Raw genomic sequence first — 21,274 nt, 5'->3', positions numbered from 1 at the left:
AGAAGTGTACATTCTTAAATGATCATTTATGTACATATTTAGATTATCATTTATAGAATTAGCTTATAGATTGATTGAGATTATGTCTAATTATCAAAAACAAACTGAGCAAAATCATACGTCATTGCTTAATGAAGTCAAAGAAGATTTTTTACTTTTAAAAACAGAGTTTGATTCTAAATATTCAACAAATCAATCAAAAAACATTTCTCGGAAATTGAATGAACTTGGAAATCAAATAAGTATAGTTTTTCAAAATTATACAAAAGATAGAAATGTTCTTTTTACAGGTGACTTTGGCATGAAAAGAAACTGGAATTATATTGAAAAGAATAAAGACGGTATTGTTAATATGCATAATAAATATGAAGTAATCAAGGTACCACATCATGGAACAAAGCGTTATTACCATTCATTCGATGGAAAAACGAACAAACGCTCGACACTTATGATACCAAACGGCAATAACAGAAAAAGTTGGTGTATTGACACACAATATGTATCAGACTCGCATAGTCTAAAATATAAAACCATTTGTGGCTGTTCTAACAAATGTAGCGTACCAATGTGTGTAAATTGTAGGAATATAAAAAAATATTCTTGTTTAGATATATAGTTATTTTAATAAGTCTCTGAGGCGGAGGATGGACACTGTTCAACCGTTTTATTAGGAGGAATTCTCAATGTCGTTCTTTTTATATAAAAAAAGTAATGGTGAAATATTTCATATAATGAATACTTCATTCATAGTTGAATATATTTATAACATTAGCTGCTAATTAGTTATTAGCGTCTTGACATATTTTTTGAAAGCAATTGTGAGTGTAGAATTGGTGGTTGAACTTAGAATGATACTCTGTCTATGAAAAAATACTTAGGAATGTGGTATGGATGATTATGTCGATATTAGTGCGATTCTATAGCTGCATTTAATAAAATTTTTAATATATCCTTTTTTAAGTGAAGTTTAACTGTTAAATAAATTAAGAAAAGAAATATAGATATCATTATTGCAAAGTAGCTTTACATATTTTACTTGTTTTGTGCGAATTATAAATAATATTATATGTGTTATTAAATTATATACAGTATTGGCAATGATTTGGGGAGTGTTTTATCGTGAGCTTACAAAGATTAATGATTATACTAGTTTGACAACTTTGTCCGTTGTTCATGCGCATTATTTTGTCTTTGGCACGATGTTCTTTTTGCTTTTAGGTGTGGTTTCTGTTTGTAGTCTTTTAAATTAAATCGGCGGTGTTGTTGTATGATGCCTGACTAAATTTAACGGCTATTATTTTAGTGGTTCGTGGTATTGTTCAATTTTTAGATTTGATTGTAGTATCTGCTGCTATTTTTGGTATTGCAGGTATTGACCATCTTTTATTTGACATTATCACATAATTTTAATATACCCCTTATATAAAGTTGATATAAATGGAATTTATTTTGACTTCTCAACTTTTTTTGTTTCAACACCTTGATTATGGTATACTTTTCTACGTAGAGAAATTCTCTACAAAAATAGGAGAGTGTTTTTATGTATTCGAAATATGGAAAGAGAACGATTGATTTTCTTTTGAGTTTGGCTGGAATCATAATCTTATCTCCACTATTGATTGTATTAATGGTTTTAATTAAGGTGACTTCTCCGGGGCCTGTGTTTTTTAAGCAGAAGCGTGTGGGAATTCATAAGTCTTATTTTAATATTTTAAAGTTTAGAACAATGCGTATTGATACACCGAAAGATATGCCTACGCATTTATTGGAAAATCCAGATCAATATATTACGAGTATTGGTAAATTTTTGAGAAAGACGTCTTTGGATGAGCTTCCACAGTTGTTTAATATATTTAAAGGGGAAATGGCAATTGTGGGTCCAAGACCTGCTCTATGGAATCAATATGATTTGATTGAATTGAGAGATCATTATGGCGCCAATGATGTACTTCCTGGTCTTACTGGTTGGGCGCAGGTAAATGGTCGTGATGAGCTGGAAATAGATGTTAAGGCTAAGCTTGATGGAGAGTATTGTAAGAATTTAAGTTTTTCATTTGATGTGAAATGTTTTTTTATGACAATCTTTTCCGTGTTAAAACATGATGGGGTTGTCGAAGGTGGTACGGGAAGTATCCATAATAAAGATAATAATAACTAGGGGATAGTTATAAGGTCTTCGTTTATATCATATTTAGGTTGGGGAGTTATCTATGGTCGTAGCATTAGTATATGCGTTTGATACATGTTTGGATCGTATTAATTTATTGAGGAAATACTACACTTCTAAGGGGTTTGATGTTGTGAGTGTGACTTCAAATTTTTCGCATAGAAAAAAAGCGGTTTATAATGCCAAAGCTGATGTTGTGATTCCTGTTCGAGAGTATCATAAGAATCTTTCTGCAGACAGAATCTTGTCTCATATTGAATTTTCTAAAAAGGCAAGAAAGGCTATGAAAGACATTCAACCAGATTTAATTCATTGTATTATTCCGTGTAATACGCTTGTAAAAGAAATGGCGAAATATAAAAAGAAACATCATAATGTTAAAGTGATGTATGACATTATTGATTTATGGCCAGAATCCATGCCGATTGATCGATATAAGGGATTATTGCCTTTTAAAATATGGAAGAATAATCGTGATAAGTATTTATCAAGTGGGGATGTTGTTTTCTGTGAATGTGAATTGTTTAAGAAATATGTACATTGTGGAAATGTTCTATATTGGGCAATTGATAGAGAGTGTTTGCCAATGAATCCGTATTTAAGTGAGAATGAGTTGCAGTTCTGTTACTTGGGTTCTATAAATAATATTATAGACATTCCTAGAATCACTGCTTTTTTAAGGGAGTGCAGTGCTCATAAAAAGTGTACGTTACATATTATTGGTGATGGTGAAAATAAAGAATATTTCATTCAAGAAGTATTATGTGTAGGAGTCAATGTAGTTGACCATAAAGAAGTGTATGATCCAGTTCAAAAACAAGAGATTTTTGATCAGTGCAATTATGGCTTTAATGTTATGAAGCCGAGTGTAGTAGTTGGGTTGACTATGAAATCACTAGACTATATGTGTGCTGGTTTACCAATTATTAATACGATTAAAGGGGACACAAAAGATTTTTGTGAAGAATGGGATATTGGTTTCAATTTGAAGAAGTCAAATATAAAAGAAGTGGCAGAACAAATTTGTTCAGAAAGTATGGGCGTGCAGCTTCAAAGAAGAAAGAACATGCAGACTCTATACAATACGTATTTTACAAAAAAACGTTTTTATGAAGTTTTAGATAAAGTTTTAGATTTATAAAAATGTGTTTAACACATTTTTTTTGATTGGAGGTATTCGTATGAATATATTGCATATTTCTCCATATGTGCCTAGCTTGCATACAAATCATGCTGGTGGTGTGTGTATGGGAAAACAGGTAGAAGCATTACGTAAAAAGCATAATGTTTTTGTTTTATCATTCATTACTATGCCTTTAGAAGAAAAATTGGTAAAAGAAGAATATGATACGAACAATAGTTATTTTATTCGTATTTCAAATAAAGACAGAATTAAACAAGGGCTTTTGCATTTAAATAAACCATTGATGTTTTCTGCTCGTACATCTAAAGAATTTAAGCGTAAATTCTTGGAAATAATTGAAGAAAAACAAATTGATGCGATTCATTGTGAATATACAGCGATGGCTCAATATATTTGGGTAAAAGAGAAATATCCAAACATCATGTTTAATATTGTGGAGCATGACGTGACTCGACAGTCGTTTTATAGAAAAGCAAATGATTCAACAGGCTTGAAGAAATTATTCTGGAAGTGGCAGCTAAATTTAGCTACAAAATGGGAAAAAGAATATTGTTCTAAAGCAAATCATGTGATTGCGGTTAATTCTAAAGATGAAAGATTACTTCATGAATATTATGGATTAAATAATGTTGAATTAATGAATCCGTATTATGGAGTAGACTTTGATGAACTTTCAAATAAACAGGTTGATAAGATTAAAAAATCGATTTGTTTTATTGGGCAGATGGGAAGAGAAGAAAATCATTTGGCTGCAATGCGTTTAATCCAGATTATACAGTCTTTAAATAGAGATGATGTAAAATTAACGATTATAGGGGCCCATCCTAATGAAGAATTATTAAAGCAGGAATGTGATAATATTCATATTACTGGATTTGTTGATAGTATTGAAGATGAGATTTTAAAGAATGAAATTGCAGTTTTCCCATTAACTTTGGGAGCTGGAATTAAGTTAAAGGTATTATTAGCTTGTGGATTAGGATTGCCTGTAATTACGACAGATATTGGTGCTGAAGGTATTGATGAGGATGGAAGTACATTAATTCTTGCTCAGACGGATGAACAAATTAAAAATGAAATTTTAAATTTAATTGATAATCCGAATAAAATTAAACTTAAATCTAATGAAAGTAAAGAATTTGTACAAAAATATTTTAGTTGGAATAAGACGGTTGAATTATTTGATCGATTATATGAGGTGAGAAAATGATAATCACAAAAACACCATTTAGAATGTCTTTCTTTGGTGGTGGAACAGATATGGAATCTTTCTTCAAAGAAAATGGAGGTTCTGTATTATCTACAACATTTGATAAATATTGTTATGTCAATGTTAGACATCTACCTAGATTTTTTGATTATTCAACAGAGTTGAGTTATTCAAAAACAGAACGAGTTACTAATATAGATGATATTGAACATCCAGCCATTCGTAATGCGATGAAAATGTTGGATATGCATGAAATACGATTAACCTATGAAGCGGATTTACCAGCTAGAAGTGGTTTAGGTACATCTAGTTCTTTTGCGGTAGGCATGTTAAATGCATTTTATGCTTTAAAAGGGAAATATGCATCAAAGAAGCAATTAGCTGATGAAGCTATCTATTTAGAGCGAGTACTTTGTAATGAAGCTGGAGGATGGCAAGATCAAATTGCGGCTAGTTTTGGTGGATTTAATCGTATTGATTTTAATGCGGATGGATATACAGTTCATCCTGTAATTGTTTCACCTCAAAGAAAACAACAACTAAATAATAATTTACTGATGTTCTTTACTGGGTTTACGCGATTTTCAAGTGAAATTCAAAAAGCAAATAAACTTGATGATGAAAGTAAGACAAAACAATTAAAACAGATGCTTACATTGGTGGATGAGGCAGAAAGTATTTTAACGGATCAATCAAAAGATTTAGATGATTTTGGAAGATTACTTGATGTCACTTGGAAATTGAAAAGACAGACAGGTAAATCTGTGTCAACTAGTAACATTGACAATTTATATGACAAAGGAATTTCTGCAGGTGCTTTAGGTGGTAAGTTATTAGGTGCTGGTGGTGGAGGCTTTTTAGTTTTCTATGTTACTCCAGAAAAACAAGCTGCTGTAAAAGAGGCAATGGAAGATTTATTATATATTCCATTTAAATTTGAAGATAGTGGTACTCAGGTAATTTATTATGGTCCAGAAGACTATTCACCAGTGGAGGTAGAATAATGAACGTCGTAATTATGGCTGGTGGCAAAGGAACACGTATCACAAGTGTTGCTTCTGATATACCTAAACCAATGATTTTAATTGATGGAAAACCTGTACTTGAGCATGAAATTGAATGTTTGAGAAAACAAGGTTTTACAGATATTATTCTAACTGTTTCTCACTTGGGAAATGTTATTATGGACTATTTTCAAGATGGTTCTAAATTCGGTGTTCATATTGAATATTATTTTGAAAAAGAGCCATTGGGAAATGCAGGGGCGTTATTTAAAATTAAAGATAAGTTGACTGAAGACTTTCTTTTATTGAATGCAGATGCCATGTTTGATGTAGATTTTAATCGCTTTGTAGATTTTCATAAACGACATAATGCTTTTGTAACATTATTTACACATCCAAATAGTCATCCTTATGATAGTGGTTTGATTATTTCGAATGAATACAATCAAGTAGAAAAGTGGCTGGCTAAAGAAGATGAAAGACCAATGTATTATAAAAATCGCGTCAATGCTGGTTTACATGTGATAAGTCCTGAAGTATTGAATCAAGTAATATATACACAAAAAATAGATTTAGATAGACAATTACTTAAACCTCTTGCAGGCACTAAAAAGATGTATTGTTATGATAGTCCTGAATATGTTAAAGATATGGGAACACCTGAAAGATATTATGCAGTCTGTGAAGATTTTAAAGCAGGAAGAGTGCAATCTAAAAATTTGTCCAATAAACAGAAGGCAATCTTTTTAGATCGTGATGGAACAATAAATAAGTATGTTGGTTTTTTAAGAGAAGTTGAGCAATTTGAATTATTACCAAATACATCTGAGGCTATTAAGAAAATTAATAATTCTGGATACTTAGCTATTGTTGTTACAAATCAACCTGTAGTAGCTAGAGGTGAAGTCACATTTGAGCAACTTGATCAAATCCATAATAAAATGGAGACTTTATTGGGAAAAGATGGTGCTTATCTTGACGGAATCTATTTCTGCCCACATCATCCACATAAGGGATTTGAAGGGGAAATTCCTGAATTAAAAGTGGAGTGTGAATGTAGAAAGCCTAAACCTGGTATGTTGCTTCAAGCTGCAAAAGACTTTAATATTGATTTAAGTAAATCTTGGATGATTGGGGATAGCGATAATGACATTCTAGCAGGTGAAAATGCTGGATGTTTTACGGCAAGAGTTACAGAAAAAGACTCATTATATGACATTGTAGAAAGGATATTGTAAATATGTTGGAGAAAAGATTGGAAAAACATATAGATTTATTAATGAAGCGATATCCTACACTTGAGAAGTGTCGAAAGGACATTATTGATGGATATTTGATGTTAGAAGAATGTTATTCACATGATAGAAAGTTATTAATAGCTGGAAATGGTGGATCTGCTGCTGATGCAGAACATATTGCAGGTGAATTAATGAAGCGTTTTAAAACACCTAGAACAATACCCGATGAATTAAAAGATAAATTAATTGAGATTGATCCTGTTCGAGGAGAAAATTTGGCTAAGAATCTTGAAAGACCTTTGATGGCTATTCCGTTAGTTGCTCATGAGGCTTTAACAACAGCTTATATCAATGATGTTGATGGACTTGGTGTATTTGCACAACAATTATATGGGTTTGGCAGAAAAGGAGATGTCTTTTTAGGAATATCTACTTCAGGAAATAGCCAGAATGTAATGAGTGCAACAGTTGTGGCAAGAGCTTTAGGAATAAAGGTTTTAGGTCTTACAGGAGCTAATGGTGGAGAGTTGAATTCAGTATCTGATGTTTGTGTTAAAGTACCTGAAACAGAAACATATATGATTCAAGAATTACATTTACCAATCTATCATTGTTGGTGTTTGATGTTAGAAGATCATTTCTTTGGAGAAGACAAATGATTGGTTGTGTTGTTTTAAATTATAATGATGCAAAAACTACGGCGGTTTTTTTAAAAGAAATTCAATTTATGAATTCTATAGACAAGATTGTTGTTGTTGATAATTGCTCAACAGATAATTCGTATGTTCAATTAAAAGAATTCGAAAATGAAAAGATTCATGTTGTACAATCAGAAAAAAATGGTGGATACGGATATGGTAACAATATAGGTATAGATTATTTAAAAAACTTAGTAGATTATATAATCATTGCAAATCCTGATGTTGTGTTTGAAGAAAGTGTTGTTTTAAAAATGAAGGATGCATTTGATGAAAACACGGCGATTGTTGCTCCATTAACATTACAACCAGATAAAAAAAGACAGCTTCCAGAAGCTTGGAAAGTTCCAACTGTAAAGGATTATTTTCTTTTTTCTTCAAAAATATTAAATAAAAAGTATCGACCTATGTGGTATGCAAAAGAATATTTACAAAATGGGATTGTAAATGTTGATTGTGTACAAGGTTCATTTTTTATGATAAGAACAGATATTCTTCCAAATAAATTATATGATGAAAATATTTTTTTATTTTTTGAGGAGTCTTGTATAGGGAAATATTTTAAAGATAAAGGAATGACTACAAAATTATTGATTGACGAATCATATATTCACAATCATTCAGTAAGTATTAATAAGTCTTTTAATTCAGAAGTAAAGAAGAGAAAAATTACTTTAGATAGTTTTTATGCATATTATAAAGATTACTATAAATTAAATCCTTTATTATTATGGTTAATGCGAGTGTATAAAAAATTAATTTATATAGAAAATTATATTATTTTAAAAATGTTATATAACTAGGTGGTGAAATTATGATTTCAGTGGCGATGACAACATTTAATGGAGAAAAATATATCGAAAAACAAATTGAATCGATATTAAATCAGAGTATGTCTGTAGATGAAATCATAGTTTGTGATGATGGCTCATCAGATAAGACAATTGAGCTGTTAGAAAAGTATGATGTAAAGATAATTCAGAATCCTGAAAATTTAGGTTATAAATTAAATTTCAAAAAAGCTATGAATTTGTGCAATGGGGACTTTATTTTTTTGTGTGATCAGGATGATGTTTGGAAAAAGGATAAAGTCAAAGAAATGATTTCCATAATGGAGTCTAATGAAAATATTCATGTTCTATCAAGCTCTTTTGAATATATTGATGAGAATAACAATTTAATTTCAACCGTGCAAAAAAAAGGTTATTCAAATAATAATTTATATAATAAAGAAGTAAAATCAGGAGATTTAGTTCAAGTAAATTCGAATGAATTTATTTACGGAAATTATTTTCAAGGGTGTGCACTTGTAATGGATAGAAGTACAAAAGATTATTTTATAAATCATTTTGATGACAGAATACCCCACGATTGGATTATTAGCTTATATGGTTCCTTGGATGGGGGTATGTATTTTTTGAATAAACCTTTATTTGAATATAGAATTCATAATAAAAATTCAATTGGCGTTTCTACATTGAATCAAGGTACTGCTACTCATGTAAATCGAGCATATCAATTTGAAGAACGATATCAAAAGGCTAGAGATGCATTATATGTGCTAGATATTTTAAAATTAAATTGCAAAGAATTTTATTCACAAAATATAAAAGAATATAACGATATAGAATTGTTTATGCATAATCATATCGTATATTTAAAAAAGAAGAGCTTCTTTAAATTATTGTTTCAAAATAGATATAGTTATTATAAGAAATTAAAAACATATCGCGGTAGAATAATGGATTTGTTATATTGTTTAAAATGATTTTGGTATGTAGTATAATATTATGGTATGTAATTATATTTTTATTTATGATAGAACGAATTGAGGTGTTGAAATGGATCCACAAAATGCGATAGAAGTGCGTAATATGTCTAAGCGATTCAAAGTGGATTATGACAAGGCGCATACTTTAAAAGATAAATTGTTATTCTGGAGAACAAGTCATGTTGAGGTTCATGAAGTTCTAAAGAATATTAATATGGATATTAAAAAGGGTGAAACAGTTGCACTAATTGGTACGAATGGTTCTGGTAAATCGACATTATTGAAATTGATGACTAAAATTATTTTTCCAAATAAAGGTACAGTTGAAACCAATGGTAAACTAACTTCTTTACTAGAATTGGGGGCTGGTTTTCACCAGGATTTTACGGGTAGAGAAAACATTTATTTTAATGCTTCTATTTTTGGATTAACAAGAAAAGAAATTGATGCTCGTATTCAAGATATTATTGATTTTAGTGAATTAGGTGAATTTATTGATCATCCTGTTCGTACATATTCTTCAGGTATGTATATGCGTTTAGCTTTCTCTGTAGCTATCAACGTGGATGCAGAAATCTTATTGATTGATGAAATCTTAGCGGTAGGGGATCAACACTTCCAGGAAAAGTGTTATCGTAAATTAAAAGAACTAAAAGATTCGGATAAAACAATTGTGATTGTTACACACAGTTTGGATGTTGTTAAAGATTTATGTGATCGTGCTGTATGGATTTATAAGGGTGAACTTAAATTGGATGGAGATCCTATTTATGTCATTGATGAATATTTAAAACAAGTAGCAATCGATCATAAAGAGGAAAAGAAAAAGGCAATCGCTGAAGGGAAACACTTATTTAAAGGTGCTGTGTTTGTGGATACGCCAAAAGATTTTGCAACTATTAAGAAATCAGATGGCACATTATCTTTAAGAGGATGGCAAATATCGGATCATGAAGAGGCGATACTAAGAATATATTTAAACGGTGTTGAAATTGAAGGTATAACTAGATATAATCGTCAAGATGTTTTTGAGGCATATCAAGAAGCATATGCTGGAGACATGGATCCAGATACAATTGGATGGGCAGTTAAAGTTAAATTAAATGATTTAGAATTAGGTGTTCATAAAGTTGATGTACAATGTTTAGAACCTAACGGAAAAATTTTGGCAGATAAAAGTATACAGTTTACTTTAGAGTAGGTGGTGAAAAGATGCATATATTTAAAGATATTTATGATTATCGTGAACTATTAAAGACGAATGTAAAAAAAGACATTCGTGGAAAATATAAAGGATCTTTTCTAGGTATTCTTTGGTCATTCATTAACCCATTATTACAGGTTGTTGTGTATTGGATTGTATTTCCTTATTTAATGCGTGGGGCTGGTGGAGATAACTATCTGGTTTATCTAATTACGGGCTTAATTCCTTGGACTTTCTTTTTAACTACAGTGAGTGCAGGAACGACTTCTATTAAGGCAAATGCAGGGATTATAAAAAAAGTTTATTTTCCTCGAGAAATTTTATTGATTTCACAAGTGCTTAGTGGTTTAGTAAACTTCTTTATTTCTTGTGTTATTATATTTATTTTCTGCTTCGCATTTGGCTATGGTATTTCAATTCAAGTTTTATTGTTGCCGGTTGTAGCGTTGATTCAATCGGTTCTAATTCTTGGAATCATATTGTTGTTAAGTGCTTTAAATGCATATATTCAAGATTTAGAGTATATTGTTTCATTCTTATTAACAATGGGAATGTATGCAACTCCAGTTATTTATGATTTATCATTATTGGATGGTGCAGGTATATTAGGAAAGATTATACGTATGAATCCATTAACAATTTTGGTGACTTCATACCGTGATATTTTTATGTATCATGTGTGGCCATCAATGAAACAATTAGGAGCAGTAGCTATTCTTGCGATTGTAATCTTAATTGTTGGTTATATGGTATTTAAAAAGCTTGAAAAAGGATTCGCAGAGGAATTATAGTGATTAAGGGGATTTCAGGTTTTGAAATCCCTTTTTTGTTGTTAAAGCAAATTTATGGTAGAATGTAAACGCTAATTGGAGGCATTATGGGAAATTATTTTAAATATAAAATTGATAAGATTAAATATAAGCAAATAAAAGAGCATAATTATTTTGAGGTTTCAGGATGGTGTGGAATTCAAAATGATGATTCACCGATATCTTATGAGATAAAAGTTAATGATAAATCTGTTTTCTTTGAATGTGATTCGATTTATAGAACAGATATCTTGAGAGAATTGAAGAAAAAAAACAAGCAATTAAGCCTTGGCTTTTATATTCGTGTAGATTGCTTAGAAGCGAATGTTGAAAGCTTTAAATTGTATGCAAAATCAAATGGGCATGAAGAAAAGTTGATTTCACTATCGAGAGATGGTATTAAAGAAATTGAAGACAATCATTTTATTGAATTTAATATTGATTCAGTAACATATGAAAAAGAAATTTCAACAATAACTTCTTCAGGATGGGCGTATTCAATTGATGGCAAGCCTATTGAAATTCGTGTTTTAGATAAAGATAAAAATTTGGTTGAATCTTCATATCGTTTTGAACCTAGAACAGATTTGTTGAATAAACATTTAATTCAAGAAGGACAAGTAAATAGTGGATATCGTATTTCTTTTAAATGTAATAGCGGTGAAAACTATTTTATCCAATTTAAAACAGATAATGATACAGTTGTAAAACCTTTGCAACAGACAAATGTTGCACGTTCAGGTCGACTTAGCCGATATATTCGACATATGAATGTGAGAAATTTAAAGAAGGGCGTTATATATTTAAAAAATAATGGTGTAAGAAAACTAGCACGCCGTTTAAGATATGGTTCTTATGTATCTGAATCGGATTATGAATCTTGGCTATTTGCACAAAGGGTTAATGAAAAGACATTACAAATACAGCAAAAGACAAAATTTGCGTATAGTCCTAAAATCAGTATTCTTGTAGCTACTTTTAATACAAAAGAAGAGTATTTAAAAGAAATGATTGATACAGTTGTGAATCAGAGTTATTCAAATTGGGAATTGTGTATAGCGGATGGAAGTACAAACGATTTTGTAGAGAAGTATGTACGTGAACATTATTCTAGTTATGGTGATAAGATTAAATTCCAAAAACTAGATCAGAACTATGGTATTTCTGGGAATACAAATAAGGCTTTTGAAATGGCAACAGGAGACTATATTACAGTTTATGATCATGATGATACTTTAGAATTAGATTGTTTCTACGAAATAGTAAAAGCACTACAGGAATATCGTTATGATGTACTATATACGGATGAAGATAAGTTTGATGATAGTACAAAAATGTATAATGATCCAAACTTAAAACCAGATTTTAGTGAGGATTTGCTGCGTTCTCATAATTACATTACTCACTTATTTATTGTGAATAAGAAGATTGTGGATGAAGTTGGTTACTATAATAGTGAATTTGATGGTAGTCAGGATTATGACTATATCTTTAGATGTGTAGAAAAGGCAAATGCTGTGTATCACATTCCTCGTATTTTATATCACTGGAGAATGCATCCGGAATCAACAGCGCAGAATCCAAAGAGTAAAACGTATTGCTATGATGCAGGAAAACGTGCGATTGAAGCTCATTATAAAAGAGTGGGAGTCGAAGCTACTGTTGAAATGATGCCTGAACCAATGTATGGTATGTATCATACAACTTATAGTACAAAGGATAATCCTTTAGTTTCGATTTTAATTCCAAACTACAACCACAAAGCAATTTTAAAAACTTGTATAGATTCTTTATATAATGTAAATACATATAAAAATTTCGAGATAGTGATTGTAGAAAATAATAGTACAGAAAAAGAAATTTTTGATTACTATGAAGAATTGAAAAAACAACATGATAACATCCAAGTTGTTACTTATAAGGGTGAATTCAACTATTCTAGAATCAATAACTTTGGAATGAAATATACAAAGGGAGATTATGTATTATTATTGAATAATGATACAGAAGTAATTTCACCAACTGCATTATCCGAAATGGTTGGATGTATTCTACGTCCAGAAGTTGGTGCTGTTGGAGCTAAACTTTTATATGAAGATGATACAGTACAACATGCAGGTGTAGTCGTTGGTTTTAGTGGATATGCAGGACATGTCAATCATGGAATCAACAAGGATGATTACGGATATATGGTACGAGCTAGAATCAATTGTAATTATAGTGCTGTTACAGCTGCTTGTATGATGGTTAAAAAATCTGTGTTTAATCAAGTTGGTGGATTTGATGAACAATTTGTCGTGGCATGTAATGATGTCGACTTATGTTTAAAAATCTGTAAAGAAAAATATTTGATTGTATATAATGCCTTTGCCTTATGGCATCATTATGAATCTAAATCAAGAGGTTATGATGCAGCAAGTCAGGAAAAAAATTGGCGTTTTAACAAAGAAGTAGAAAAATTCCAAGTTAAATGGAAAGATGTTCTACAAAAAGGAGATCCTTACTATAACAAAAATTGGAATATTCAATTAGGAGCTTTTAGATTATTTTAGTTTATGAACTATTATAAAACAGGACAGTTCGCAAAACTGGCGAATGTGAGTGAAAGAACAATTCGATATTATGACAAAATAGGGTTATTAAAACCCTCTTTTGTTATGGAAAATGGGTATCGTCAATATAGTGATTTGGATCTATTAAAGTTACAGAAGATTTTATCTTTAAAACACTTGGGGTTTAGTATTGAAGAAATCTTTCCTATGGTTATGGATAATACGAACTTAAAAGAAAGCTTTGATTTACAGATTGATTTGATCGAAGATAAGATTAGTCATTTACAATCATTAAAGGATGCTTTAAAAAGAGCAAGTCAAACGCCGGATTTAAGTTGGAATATGATTCTATCTTTAGTTCAATTATCAAATGAGGAAACGAATATTATTGAACAATATAAGAATGCGAAGAACTTAAATGATCGGATTAATCTTCATGAAAAGTATTCTACAAATAAGCAGGGTTGGTTTAATTGGTTATTCAATCAAATTGATTTTTCAAGAGTCAATAGACTATTAGAACTTGGTTGTGGTAATGGTAAATTGTGGCAAGAAAATAGAATTGATTTAAGAAATCGAGAAATCTTTTTATCGGATATTAGTGAAGGTATGGTTGAAGAAGTAAGAAATAAATTAGGTTCTGATTTTAACTGTATTGTGGCAGATGCTGAAAAGATTCCTTTTAAAGATGAGTACTTTGATTCTATTATAGCTAATCATGTTCTATTCTATTTGAATGATTTAAATCTTGGCTTAAAAGAAATAAGTAGGGTATTAAAACCAAACGGAATTCTATACTGTAGTACATATGGAAAGAATCATATGAAAGAAATCACGGAAATCGTACAGAACTTTGATTCTAGAATTAATCTATCAAATCATAGTTTGTATGATATTTTTGGATTAGAAAATGGTGAAAGTATATTAAAGGAATACTTCTTCAATGTTCAAAGAATTGTTTATCAAGACTCATTAGAAATAACAGAATCAAAACCGTTGATTGATTATATTATGTCTTGTCATGGAAACCAAAACGAAATCTTGGGCCCTAGACTTAATGAGTTCAATGAATATATTGAAGAATTGTTAAAGAATAATGGTAAAATTATAGTGACAAAGCAAGCTGGATTGTTTGTGTGTGCTAAATGAGAGAGGTAAGGTTATGGTAAAAGAGTTATATATTAAATATAAAGAAGTCATTAATTATTTAGTGTTTGGTGTATTAACAACAATTGTAAATATTGTAGTTTATTTCGTGTTTGCCGATATGTTACATGTTCAATATTTGATTTCAAATTGTGTGGCATGGTTTTTATCAGTGTTATTTGCATATGTAACAAATAGAAAATATGTGTTCGAAAGCAAATCGAATTCTATAGTAGAAGAAATGACTAAGTTTTTTGCTTCTAGATTAGCAACAGGTGCTTTGGACATGGTTTTAATGTGGTTATTAGTATCCATGTTATGCGTTAATGGAGTTGTAAGTAAAGTGTTAGCAAATGTGGTTGTAGTTGTATCTAATTATGTTTTAAGTAAGCTTGTAGTATTTAAATAATAATTTTAGGAGAAATAGATGAGTCATAAATTATTATATAAAGGTACTGTTTTATGTTTAGTTATAACATTCTGCTTTATGGCTTTATATATGGTTACAACTAGAAAAGTGTCAAAATTGTCATTAAGTGAGGTTGAGATTATTAAAAGCAAGAAAGCTCAGGCTTATATAGATAACATCACACATGACAATGGTGTGTACATGGTATATGGAGCAGCAAAAGATAGTCGTATAAAATATTCTTTTAATAACTGGGTTAATGGGCCAGGCGTAAACTTATATAAAAAGTATTCATTGGTTTTGATTGATGAGGATAATAATACTGTATATAAGTGTAAAACATACAATAAAAGTTTTGTTGCAACCAATGAGGAAGTCAATGCATTGTCATCAAATGGAGATGGATTCGTCGCTTATATTCCAAACAAATATTCAAATAAAGATTTTAGATTAGGCGTTTTATTTACAGATCGAGAGAACCATAATTATCTTGTATATTTGAATCAGGAGATACACATATGAAAAAGATGAATAAGTTATTTCCTTATGTACCATTATTGTTAGGGATTTTGTATTTTTATTATATTAGTTGCAGTGCTGTTCTATATGGCGATGATTTAGTATATATACACAATTTAGATGGCAGAAGTGTTTTTCAATGGTGTAAAGAGTTTTATTGCAAATGGGGTGGACGTGTCCCATTACAATTATTAGATATAATGTTTTTATATCATTCAGTAAAGCTTTGGAGATTTTTTAATACAGTTATAATGACTGTAAATACTGTCTATACAGTTAAAATTGCCAAAGCATTTAATAAGAATATAAATGATAAATCTTTATTTTTATTAATAACATTTCAAATAATCTTATTTATATTTATGCCACAACCAACCTTCAATGATGGTGCAATATGGATTACAGGATCTTTCAATTATTTATTGCCATGCGCAATGTTAGTTATGAGTCTTTATCCATTTATAGCCGATATAAAAGAAGTAAAGATTTCTAAATTCGGATATATATTATCTTATTTATCGGTATTTTTGTGTTGCTATGCAGAACAGACAGCAGCTGTTTTTATTTGTATGGCTATAATTTGTTTATTTATAGAATTTGTTCAAAAGAAATCTGTATCTAAAGGACTTGTAACTTTGTTTATTTTTGGTTTTATAAATTGTGTTGTCATGTTTATGGCTCCGGGAAATCAAGTTCGTTATGATGCAGAACTTATATGTTGGTATCAGACTTTTGATACATACAATTTATTTGATAAAATTGTAGTTGGATTGATTCATACAATGAAAGTGTTAATACAGAATGGATTTGTTTATTTCGCCATTTTGTTTCTATATATGGGATGGATTGCATACAAGAAAGATAAACGATTGATGTTATCATACTTGTTCCTGTGTGTTATTACTTTTATCAACTATCATCTTGTTTATAATTTAGCAGATGAAGTTGTGTGGCAAATATATTCGATTCGAACATTATTAACAATTGGAATGATATGGTTTTGGATATTATATTCAAGTTGGTTCTTATTCTATCTTTTAAAAAATGATATGAATCTAGCTATTATATCAAGCTTGTTATGGTTGGCAACATTTTGTGCTGGAATTGTCATGGGGATGAGTCCAACAATTTACGCGAGCGGATTACGTGTTTTCTTTGTATGTTACGTCTTATTAATATTGTTAGATTGTATGGTATTTAGCTTCTTAGTAAAGTGCGTAGAGTAAAAAAGTTTGGATTTTATATGTTGAAGCGTATATAATTGTTAAAGAATAAAAAAGGGTGGTATTTAAAATGAGTTTAATTAGTGTAATTGTGTCTTGTTTTAATGAAGAACAGGCATTGCCATATTTTTATGATGAAATTGTAAAAACTGCAGATAAAATGAAAGAGGTAGATTTTGAATTTCTTTTTGTAAATGATGGATCTAAAGATAAAACATTAGAAATAATTAAGGGTTTTGCGGCTAATGATGATCGTGTAAAATATGTATCTTTTTCTCGAAACTTTGGAAAAGAAGCAGCAATGTATGCTGGATTTAAAAATTGCAAAGGGGATTATGCTGTATTAATGGATGCGGATTTACAAGATCCTCCATATTTATTACCTGAAATGTATGATGCAATTGTTAAAGAAGGATATGATAGTGCAGCTACACGAAGAGTAACAAGAAAAGGAGAACCTCCAATTCGTTCTTTCTTTGCTCGTATGTTCTATCGAATCATAAATCGTATTTCAGATGCAGATATTGTAGATGGTGCACGTGATTATAGATTGATGACTAGACAAATGGTAGATGCAATTTTATCTATGTCTGAATATAATCGTTTCTCAAAAGGTATTTTTGGATGGATTGGATTCAAAACAAAATGGATTGAATTTGAAAACGTTGAGCGTGTTGCTGGCGAAACAAAGTGGTCATTTTGGAAATTGTTTAAATATTCTTTAGAGGGTATTACAGCATTTAGTGTTGGACCACTACAATTAGCTTCTATTTTTGGTGTTTTATTTTCAATGGTTGCGTTTATTATGATCATTGTAATTATCGTACGTACTTTGATTTATGGAGATCCAGTTTCTGGATGGCCTTCATTAGTATGTATTATTACTTTAATAGGAGGAATCCAATTATTATGTATTGGGATTCTTGGACAATATTTATCTAAGACATATTTGGAAACAAAGAAAAGACCTGTATATATTGAAAAGGAATCAAATATAAATGACTAATGAAAGAAAATTTAATGTTCAATTATTCGTATTATTAATTCTGGTGTCTTTCTGTAGTTTATTGTTTTGTACAAAGAACTCTTGGCTTTATTCATTTAATGATTGGGTAGATGGTAATGCTTTTTTTACTATGGGAAAAGGTATGGTGAATGGTTTAGTGCCATACAAAGACTTATTTGAGCAAAAAGGACCATTATTGTATTTGATTTATGGCGTTGGGTATTTATTAAGTAATAAAACACTTCATGGTATTTTTGTTCTTGAAGTGATATCCATGGCGATTACTTGCTTTTATATTTTCAAGTTTTCAAATAAATTTTTAAGTCGTTTTAATTCTCTGATAGTTTGCTTCTTGTTTATACCTGTAGTATGCAGTAGTAAATCATTTGTACAAGGCGGTAGTTGTGAAGAATTTTGTTTACCGTTCTTTGCATATAGTATTTATTCATTTTATGAGTTGCTAAATGAGGAGTCGATGCAATATCAATATAAACTGATCTTCTTAACAGGTTTAAATGCAGGATTAGTTACACTAATGAAATTTAATTTGATTGCATTTTGGTTTATATGGATGGCACTTGCATTTTTCTTTCTGCTTTCAAAAAAGAAAATAAAAGAGGCTTTTATAGCATGTGTAGTTTTTTTAGTTGGTATGTTTTTGCCATTGGCTGTATTTTCAATATATTTCATGATTCATGGAGCCTTTAAAGATTTTATTGAATCTTATTTTATGTTCAATATGAATTCATACACGACTATACTTTCGTTAAGGGAAAGAATTCACAATATGCTTTGGGCATGTTATAGTGAATTAAATTATAATTACGATATTAAATATTTAACATATATTGGATTTGCCTGTATTTTATGTACATGGATCTATCGAAATGTATGGTTTGTTTTATTCACGATATTATCATATGCGTTTTTAGTTTTAGGCGTGTTTTTTGGGGGGAATGCATTTTTCTATTATTATTTAGATTTTCAAATTTATATTATTTTCGGTTTAATTGGAATATTAAAATTATTTGAATTGTTATTGAAAAATAATAAAATAAAAAAATTGTATTATGGAGTTATGTTATGCTTTGTAGCATTATTAACGGTTCAAAATGTACATGCTTCTACAAATTTAGAATATATGCCGATTAAAAAGGATTATTATGCACAATATGTATTTGATCAAATCATTTCTAAAAGTGATGACAAGACATTGTTAAATTATGATAATTTAGATGGTGGTTTTTATACAGCTTCTGATATTTTGCCAAATGTAAAGTATTTTATGAGGCAAAATGTTGACTATGAAAGATATCCGATAATTATGGATAGCCAAAATGATTATATTAAATCTAAAAAAGTTAAGTATGTTGTTATTCGAGAATATTTTGGTAATAGGGGATACCGAAAAGATTTAGAAGATTTAAATAAGAATTATAAGTGCATTAAGCATCATGCTCAAATCTTTGAAGGCATGGATTATGATTATTATTTATATGAGAGGAGATAGGGAATGGTTGAAAAAATAAAAAATAATAAGTTTGTATTTTTTTGTGCTCTGATATTTTTGATTATATTTTGTGAACATTTTTTTATGAATTATTCGATTGGTGATGATGGATGGTTTACTGAATATGGAAAAATGAATTTGCTTGATTATCTATCATTTAGATATACGAGTTGGACAAGTCGATTGGTAATTGAATCTGTATTAGTGACAATGTTAAAGCTGCCTAGAATTGTATTCATGGTTATAAATTCTTGCATGTTTGTTTTAATGTATTACAGTTCTATTCGAATTACGAATACAGAAAAGAACGAAAAGGCTTTAATTTTATTGTTTGTTTTATATATTACGTTTCCAATCAAATATTTTGGTTCCGCTGGTTGGTATGCAACGATGATCAATTATTCTTGGCCACTAGGTTTAGGATTATATTGTCTGTATTTGATTTGCAAATCATGTATTCATGAAAAGCTAAGTATGTTTCAAAAGGTTGTATTTTTTCCAGCCTATATTTATGCAGTAAATCAAGAACAGCTATGTGCTTTAATATTCGGCTTTACTTTTGTTTTAATTATTTATACATATTTCAAGGAGAAGAAAATAAATAGATTCTTAATTCTGTCATGTGCACTTGCATTAATGATGTTAGCGTTCCATGGATTATGTCCGGGAAATGAACTACGTAAAATATCTGAGACTAAAACATTCTATCCTGAATTTGCTAAATTTACTTTTATAGATAAAGTTGTTTTAGGTGTTGCTTCAACTTTCTCAATTATGATTACAAAGCCTTTGGTCATTATATTCGCATTTTTGTTTTCAATTGTCATTTGCGCGTATAGAAAGAATGACAAAATTGCTAAAATAATTTCATGGATCTTATTTGCGATATACTTAGCGTTAGTTGCATTCATTTTGTTGAATCGATTAGGTATTAATTTGCCTGTTTTAGCGCGTGTTACTACTATAATTCAAATGTATACAGGAAATATACCTGAAATTGTTCTTGGACCTACATTGATTTTGTATTTACTATGTTCATTCATGTTTGTATTAGCAGTCCTTTATTGTCTATATAGAACGTTAGATAAAGAAAAATTTTTCTTTGTTGGAATTATTTTCTTAGCTTCTCTAGCAGCTCGTTTTATTTTAGGATTGTCTGCATCAATATTCGCATCATCTTATCGTACATTTATCAACACGTACTATCTTCAAATGATTTGTGTATTGGTTATGGCGTTTAATCATAAACCTTTACTTTTTAAGAAAAGTAAATGATTAGTCCATTCTAAAATGGTGTAGGTTTATGTGAAGATACTGGCTGCAAATTATTGTTAGGTTTCTGTTTCAAGTTTAGAATTCTTAAATTTATGAATTTATTAAAACGGGTCATATTCACCACTTTATTTGTGGTGTGACTCGCTTTTTTTTGTCTAATGATTTATTTGTTGTTTTTGATTATTTCATCAAACTTGAACGTATGAGTCTAGTATGAAAAGATACAATAAACGTGTAATGATTGGATAATTTATAACATATATGGCATAATCTTATTGGTGATAGAATGTTGGAAAACTTTTTTAAGTACATAGAAGAAAAAGAAGTTAAAAAGTGAGTATTCCGCTATCTGAAGTCCATGCAATATGCTACAGAAGTCCACATAATCC

The 21,274-nt window shown here is 29.8% G+C and carries 20 protein-coding genes; all 20 read left to right on the top strand.

Annotation, left to right across the window (positions count from 1 at the left end; all coding sequences use genetic code 11):
- The first annotated feature begins 82 nt into the window (after window positions 1-82).
- The 20 genes from NE544_RS09300 (at window position 83) to NE544_RS09210 (ending at window position 20,885) form a co-directional block, all read left to right on the top strand.
- A complete protein-coding gene (locus tag NE544_RS09300; protein ID WP_256269140.1) occupies window positions 83-616 on the top strand; it encodes a hypothetical protein in 534 nt (177 codons plus the stop codon).
- 427 nt (window positions 617-1,043) lie between these two features.
- On the top strand, window positions 1,044-1,250 hold the full coding sequence (locus NE544_RS12330; RefSeq protein ID WP_370866087.1) for a DUF2871 family protein: 207 nt from the start codon (window positions 1,044-1,046) through the stop codon (window positions 1,248-1,250).
- A gap of 290 nt (window positions 1,251-1,540) precedes the next feature.
- Window positions 1,541-2,158 (top strand): sugar transferase, encoded by a 618-nt coding sequence (locus tag NE544_RS09295; protein ID WP_154555121.1) that lies wholly within the window; start codon window positions 1,541-1,543, stop codon window positions 2,156-2,158.
- A gap of 52 nt (window positions 2,159-2,210) precedes the next feature.
- The gene (locus tag NE544_RS09290) at window positions 2,211-3,308 is read left to right on the top strand and encodes a glycosyltransferase (protein WP_256269139.1); all 1,098 of its coding nucleotides are present in this window, start codon (window positions 2,211-2,213) and stop codon (window positions 3,306-3,308) included.
- A gap of 40 nt (window positions 3,309-3,348) precedes the next feature.
- Window positions 3,349-4,521 (top strand): glycosyltransferase family 4 protein, encoded by a 1,173-nt coding sequence (locus NE544_RS09285; protein ID WP_256269138.1) that lies wholly within the window; start codon window positions 3,349-3,351, stop codon window positions 4,519-4,521.
- Window positions 4,518-5,525: a kinase gene (locus NE544_RS09280; RefSeq protein ID WP_256269137.1), complete on the top strand. Its 1,008-nt coding sequence runs from the start codon at window positions 4,518-4,520 to the stop codon at window positions 5,523-5,525. Before NE544_RS09285 ends, NE544_RS09280 begins: the two co-directional genes overlap by 4 nt.
- A complete protein-coding gene (locus NE544_RS09275; protein WP_256269136.1) occupies window positions 5,525-6,763 on the top strand; it encodes an HAD-IIIA family hydrolase in 1,239 nt (412 codons plus the stop codon). The genes NE544_RS09280 and NE544_RS09275 overlap by 1 nt, the downstream gene beginning before the upstream one ends.
- Before the next feature lie 2 nt (window positions 6,764-6,765).
- Window positions 6,766-7,422, top strand: a complete 657-nt coding sequence (locus tag NE544_RS09270) for an SIS domain-containing protein (protein WP_256269135.1) — start codon at window positions 6,766-6,768, stop codon at window positions 7,420-7,422.
- The gene (locus NE544_RS09265; RefSeq protein ID WP_256269134.1) at window positions 7,419-8,264 is read left to right on the top strand and encodes a glycosyltransferase family 2 protein; all 846 of its coding nucleotides are present in this window, start codon (window positions 7,419-7,421) and stop codon (window positions 8,262-8,264) included. The genes NE544_RS09270 and NE544_RS09265 overlap by 4 nt, the downstream gene beginning before the upstream one ends.
- 11 nt (window positions 8,265-8,275) lie before the next feature.
- Window positions 8,276-9,229, top strand: a complete 954-nt coding sequence (locus NE544_RS09260) for a glycosyltransferase family 2 protein (protein WP_256269133.1) — start codon at window positions 8,276-8,278, stop codon at window positions 9,227-9,229.
- Window positions 9,230-9,302: 73 nt separating this feature from the next.
- Window positions 9,303-10,433 (top strand): ABC transporter ATP-binding protein, encoded by a 1,131-nt coding sequence (locus tag NE544_RS09255; RefSeq protein ID WP_256269132.1) that lies wholly within the window; start codon window positions 9,303-9,305, stop codon window positions 10,431-10,433.
- 11 nt (window positions 10,434-10,444) lie between these two features.
- Window positions 10,445-11,227, top strand: a complete 783-nt coding sequence (locus NE544_RS09250) for an ABC transporter permease (protein ID WP_256269131.1) — start codon at window positions 10,445-10,447, stop codon at window positions 11,225-11,227.
- An 86-nt stretch (window positions 11,228-11,313) separates the two neighbouring features.
- Window positions 11,314-13,797 carry a glycosyltransferase family 2 protein gene (locus NE544_RS09245; RefSeq protein ID WP_256269130.1) on the top strand — a complete coding sequence of 828 codons (2,484 nt, stop codon included), beginning with the start codon at window positions 11,314-11,316 and terminating at the stop codon, window positions 13,795-13,797.
- 3 nt (window positions 13,798-13,800) lie between these two features.
- Window positions 13,801-14,946 carry a methyltransferase domain-containing protein gene (locus NE544_RS09240; RefSeq protein ID WP_256269129.1) on the top strand — a complete coding sequence of 382 codons (1,146 nt, stop codon included), beginning with the start codon at window positions 13,801-13,803 and terminating at the stop codon, window positions 14,944-14,946.
- Between the two features lie 13 nt (window positions 14,947-14,959).
- A complete protein-coding gene (locus NE544_RS09235; RefSeq protein ID WP_256269128.1) occupies window positions 14,960-15,352 on the top strand; it encodes a GtrA family protein in 393 nt (130 codons plus the stop codon).
- Window positions 15,353-15,370: 18 nt separating this feature from the next.
- A complete protein-coding gene (locus NE544_RS09230) occupies window positions 15,371-15,874 on the top strand; it encodes a hypothetical protein (RefSeq protein ID WP_256269127.1) in 504 nt (167 codons plus the stop codon).
- Window positions 15,871-17,097, top strand: a complete 1,227-nt coding sequence (locus NE544_RS09225; RefSeq protein WP_256269126.1) for a DUF6056 family protein — start codon at window positions 15,871-15,873, stop codon at window positions 17,095-17,097. Before NE544_RS09230 ends, NE544_RS09225 begins: the two co-directional genes overlap by 4 nt.
- Before the next feature lie 67 nt (window positions 17,098-17,164).
- Window positions 17,165-18,100 (top strand): glycosyltransferase family 2 protein, encoded by a 936-nt coding sequence (locus NE544_RS09220; protein WP_256269124.1) that lies wholly within the window; start codon window positions 17,165-17,167, stop codon window positions 18,098-18,100.
- Window positions 18,093-19,610 carry a glycosyltransferase family 39 protein gene (locus tag NE544_RS09215; RefSeq protein WP_256269123.1) on the top strand — a complete coding sequence of 506 codons (1,518 nt, stop codon included), beginning with the start codon at window positions 18,093-18,095 and terminating at the stop codon, window positions 19,608-19,610. Before NE544_RS09220 ends, NE544_RS09215 begins: the two co-directional genes overlap by 8 nt.
- Before the next feature lie 3 nt (window positions 19,611-19,613).
- Window positions 19,614-20,885, top strand: a complete 1,272-nt coding sequence (locus tag NE544_RS09210) for a DUF6056 family protein (protein WP_256269122.1) — start codon at window positions 19,614-19,616, stop codon at window positions 20,883-20,885.
- Window positions 20,886-21,274: the final 389 nt, after the last annotated feature.

Origin of the sequence: Holdemanella sp. MSK.7.32 (assembly GCF_024460475.1) — a bacterium.
In the GTDB taxonomy this organism is placed as follows: Bacteria; Bacillota_I; Bacilli_A; order Erysipelotrichales; family Erysipelotrichaceae; genus Holdemanella.
The sequence above is the reverse complement of the archived record's forward strand: the minus strand, read 5'-3'. Positions and strand labels throughout refer to the sequence as shown.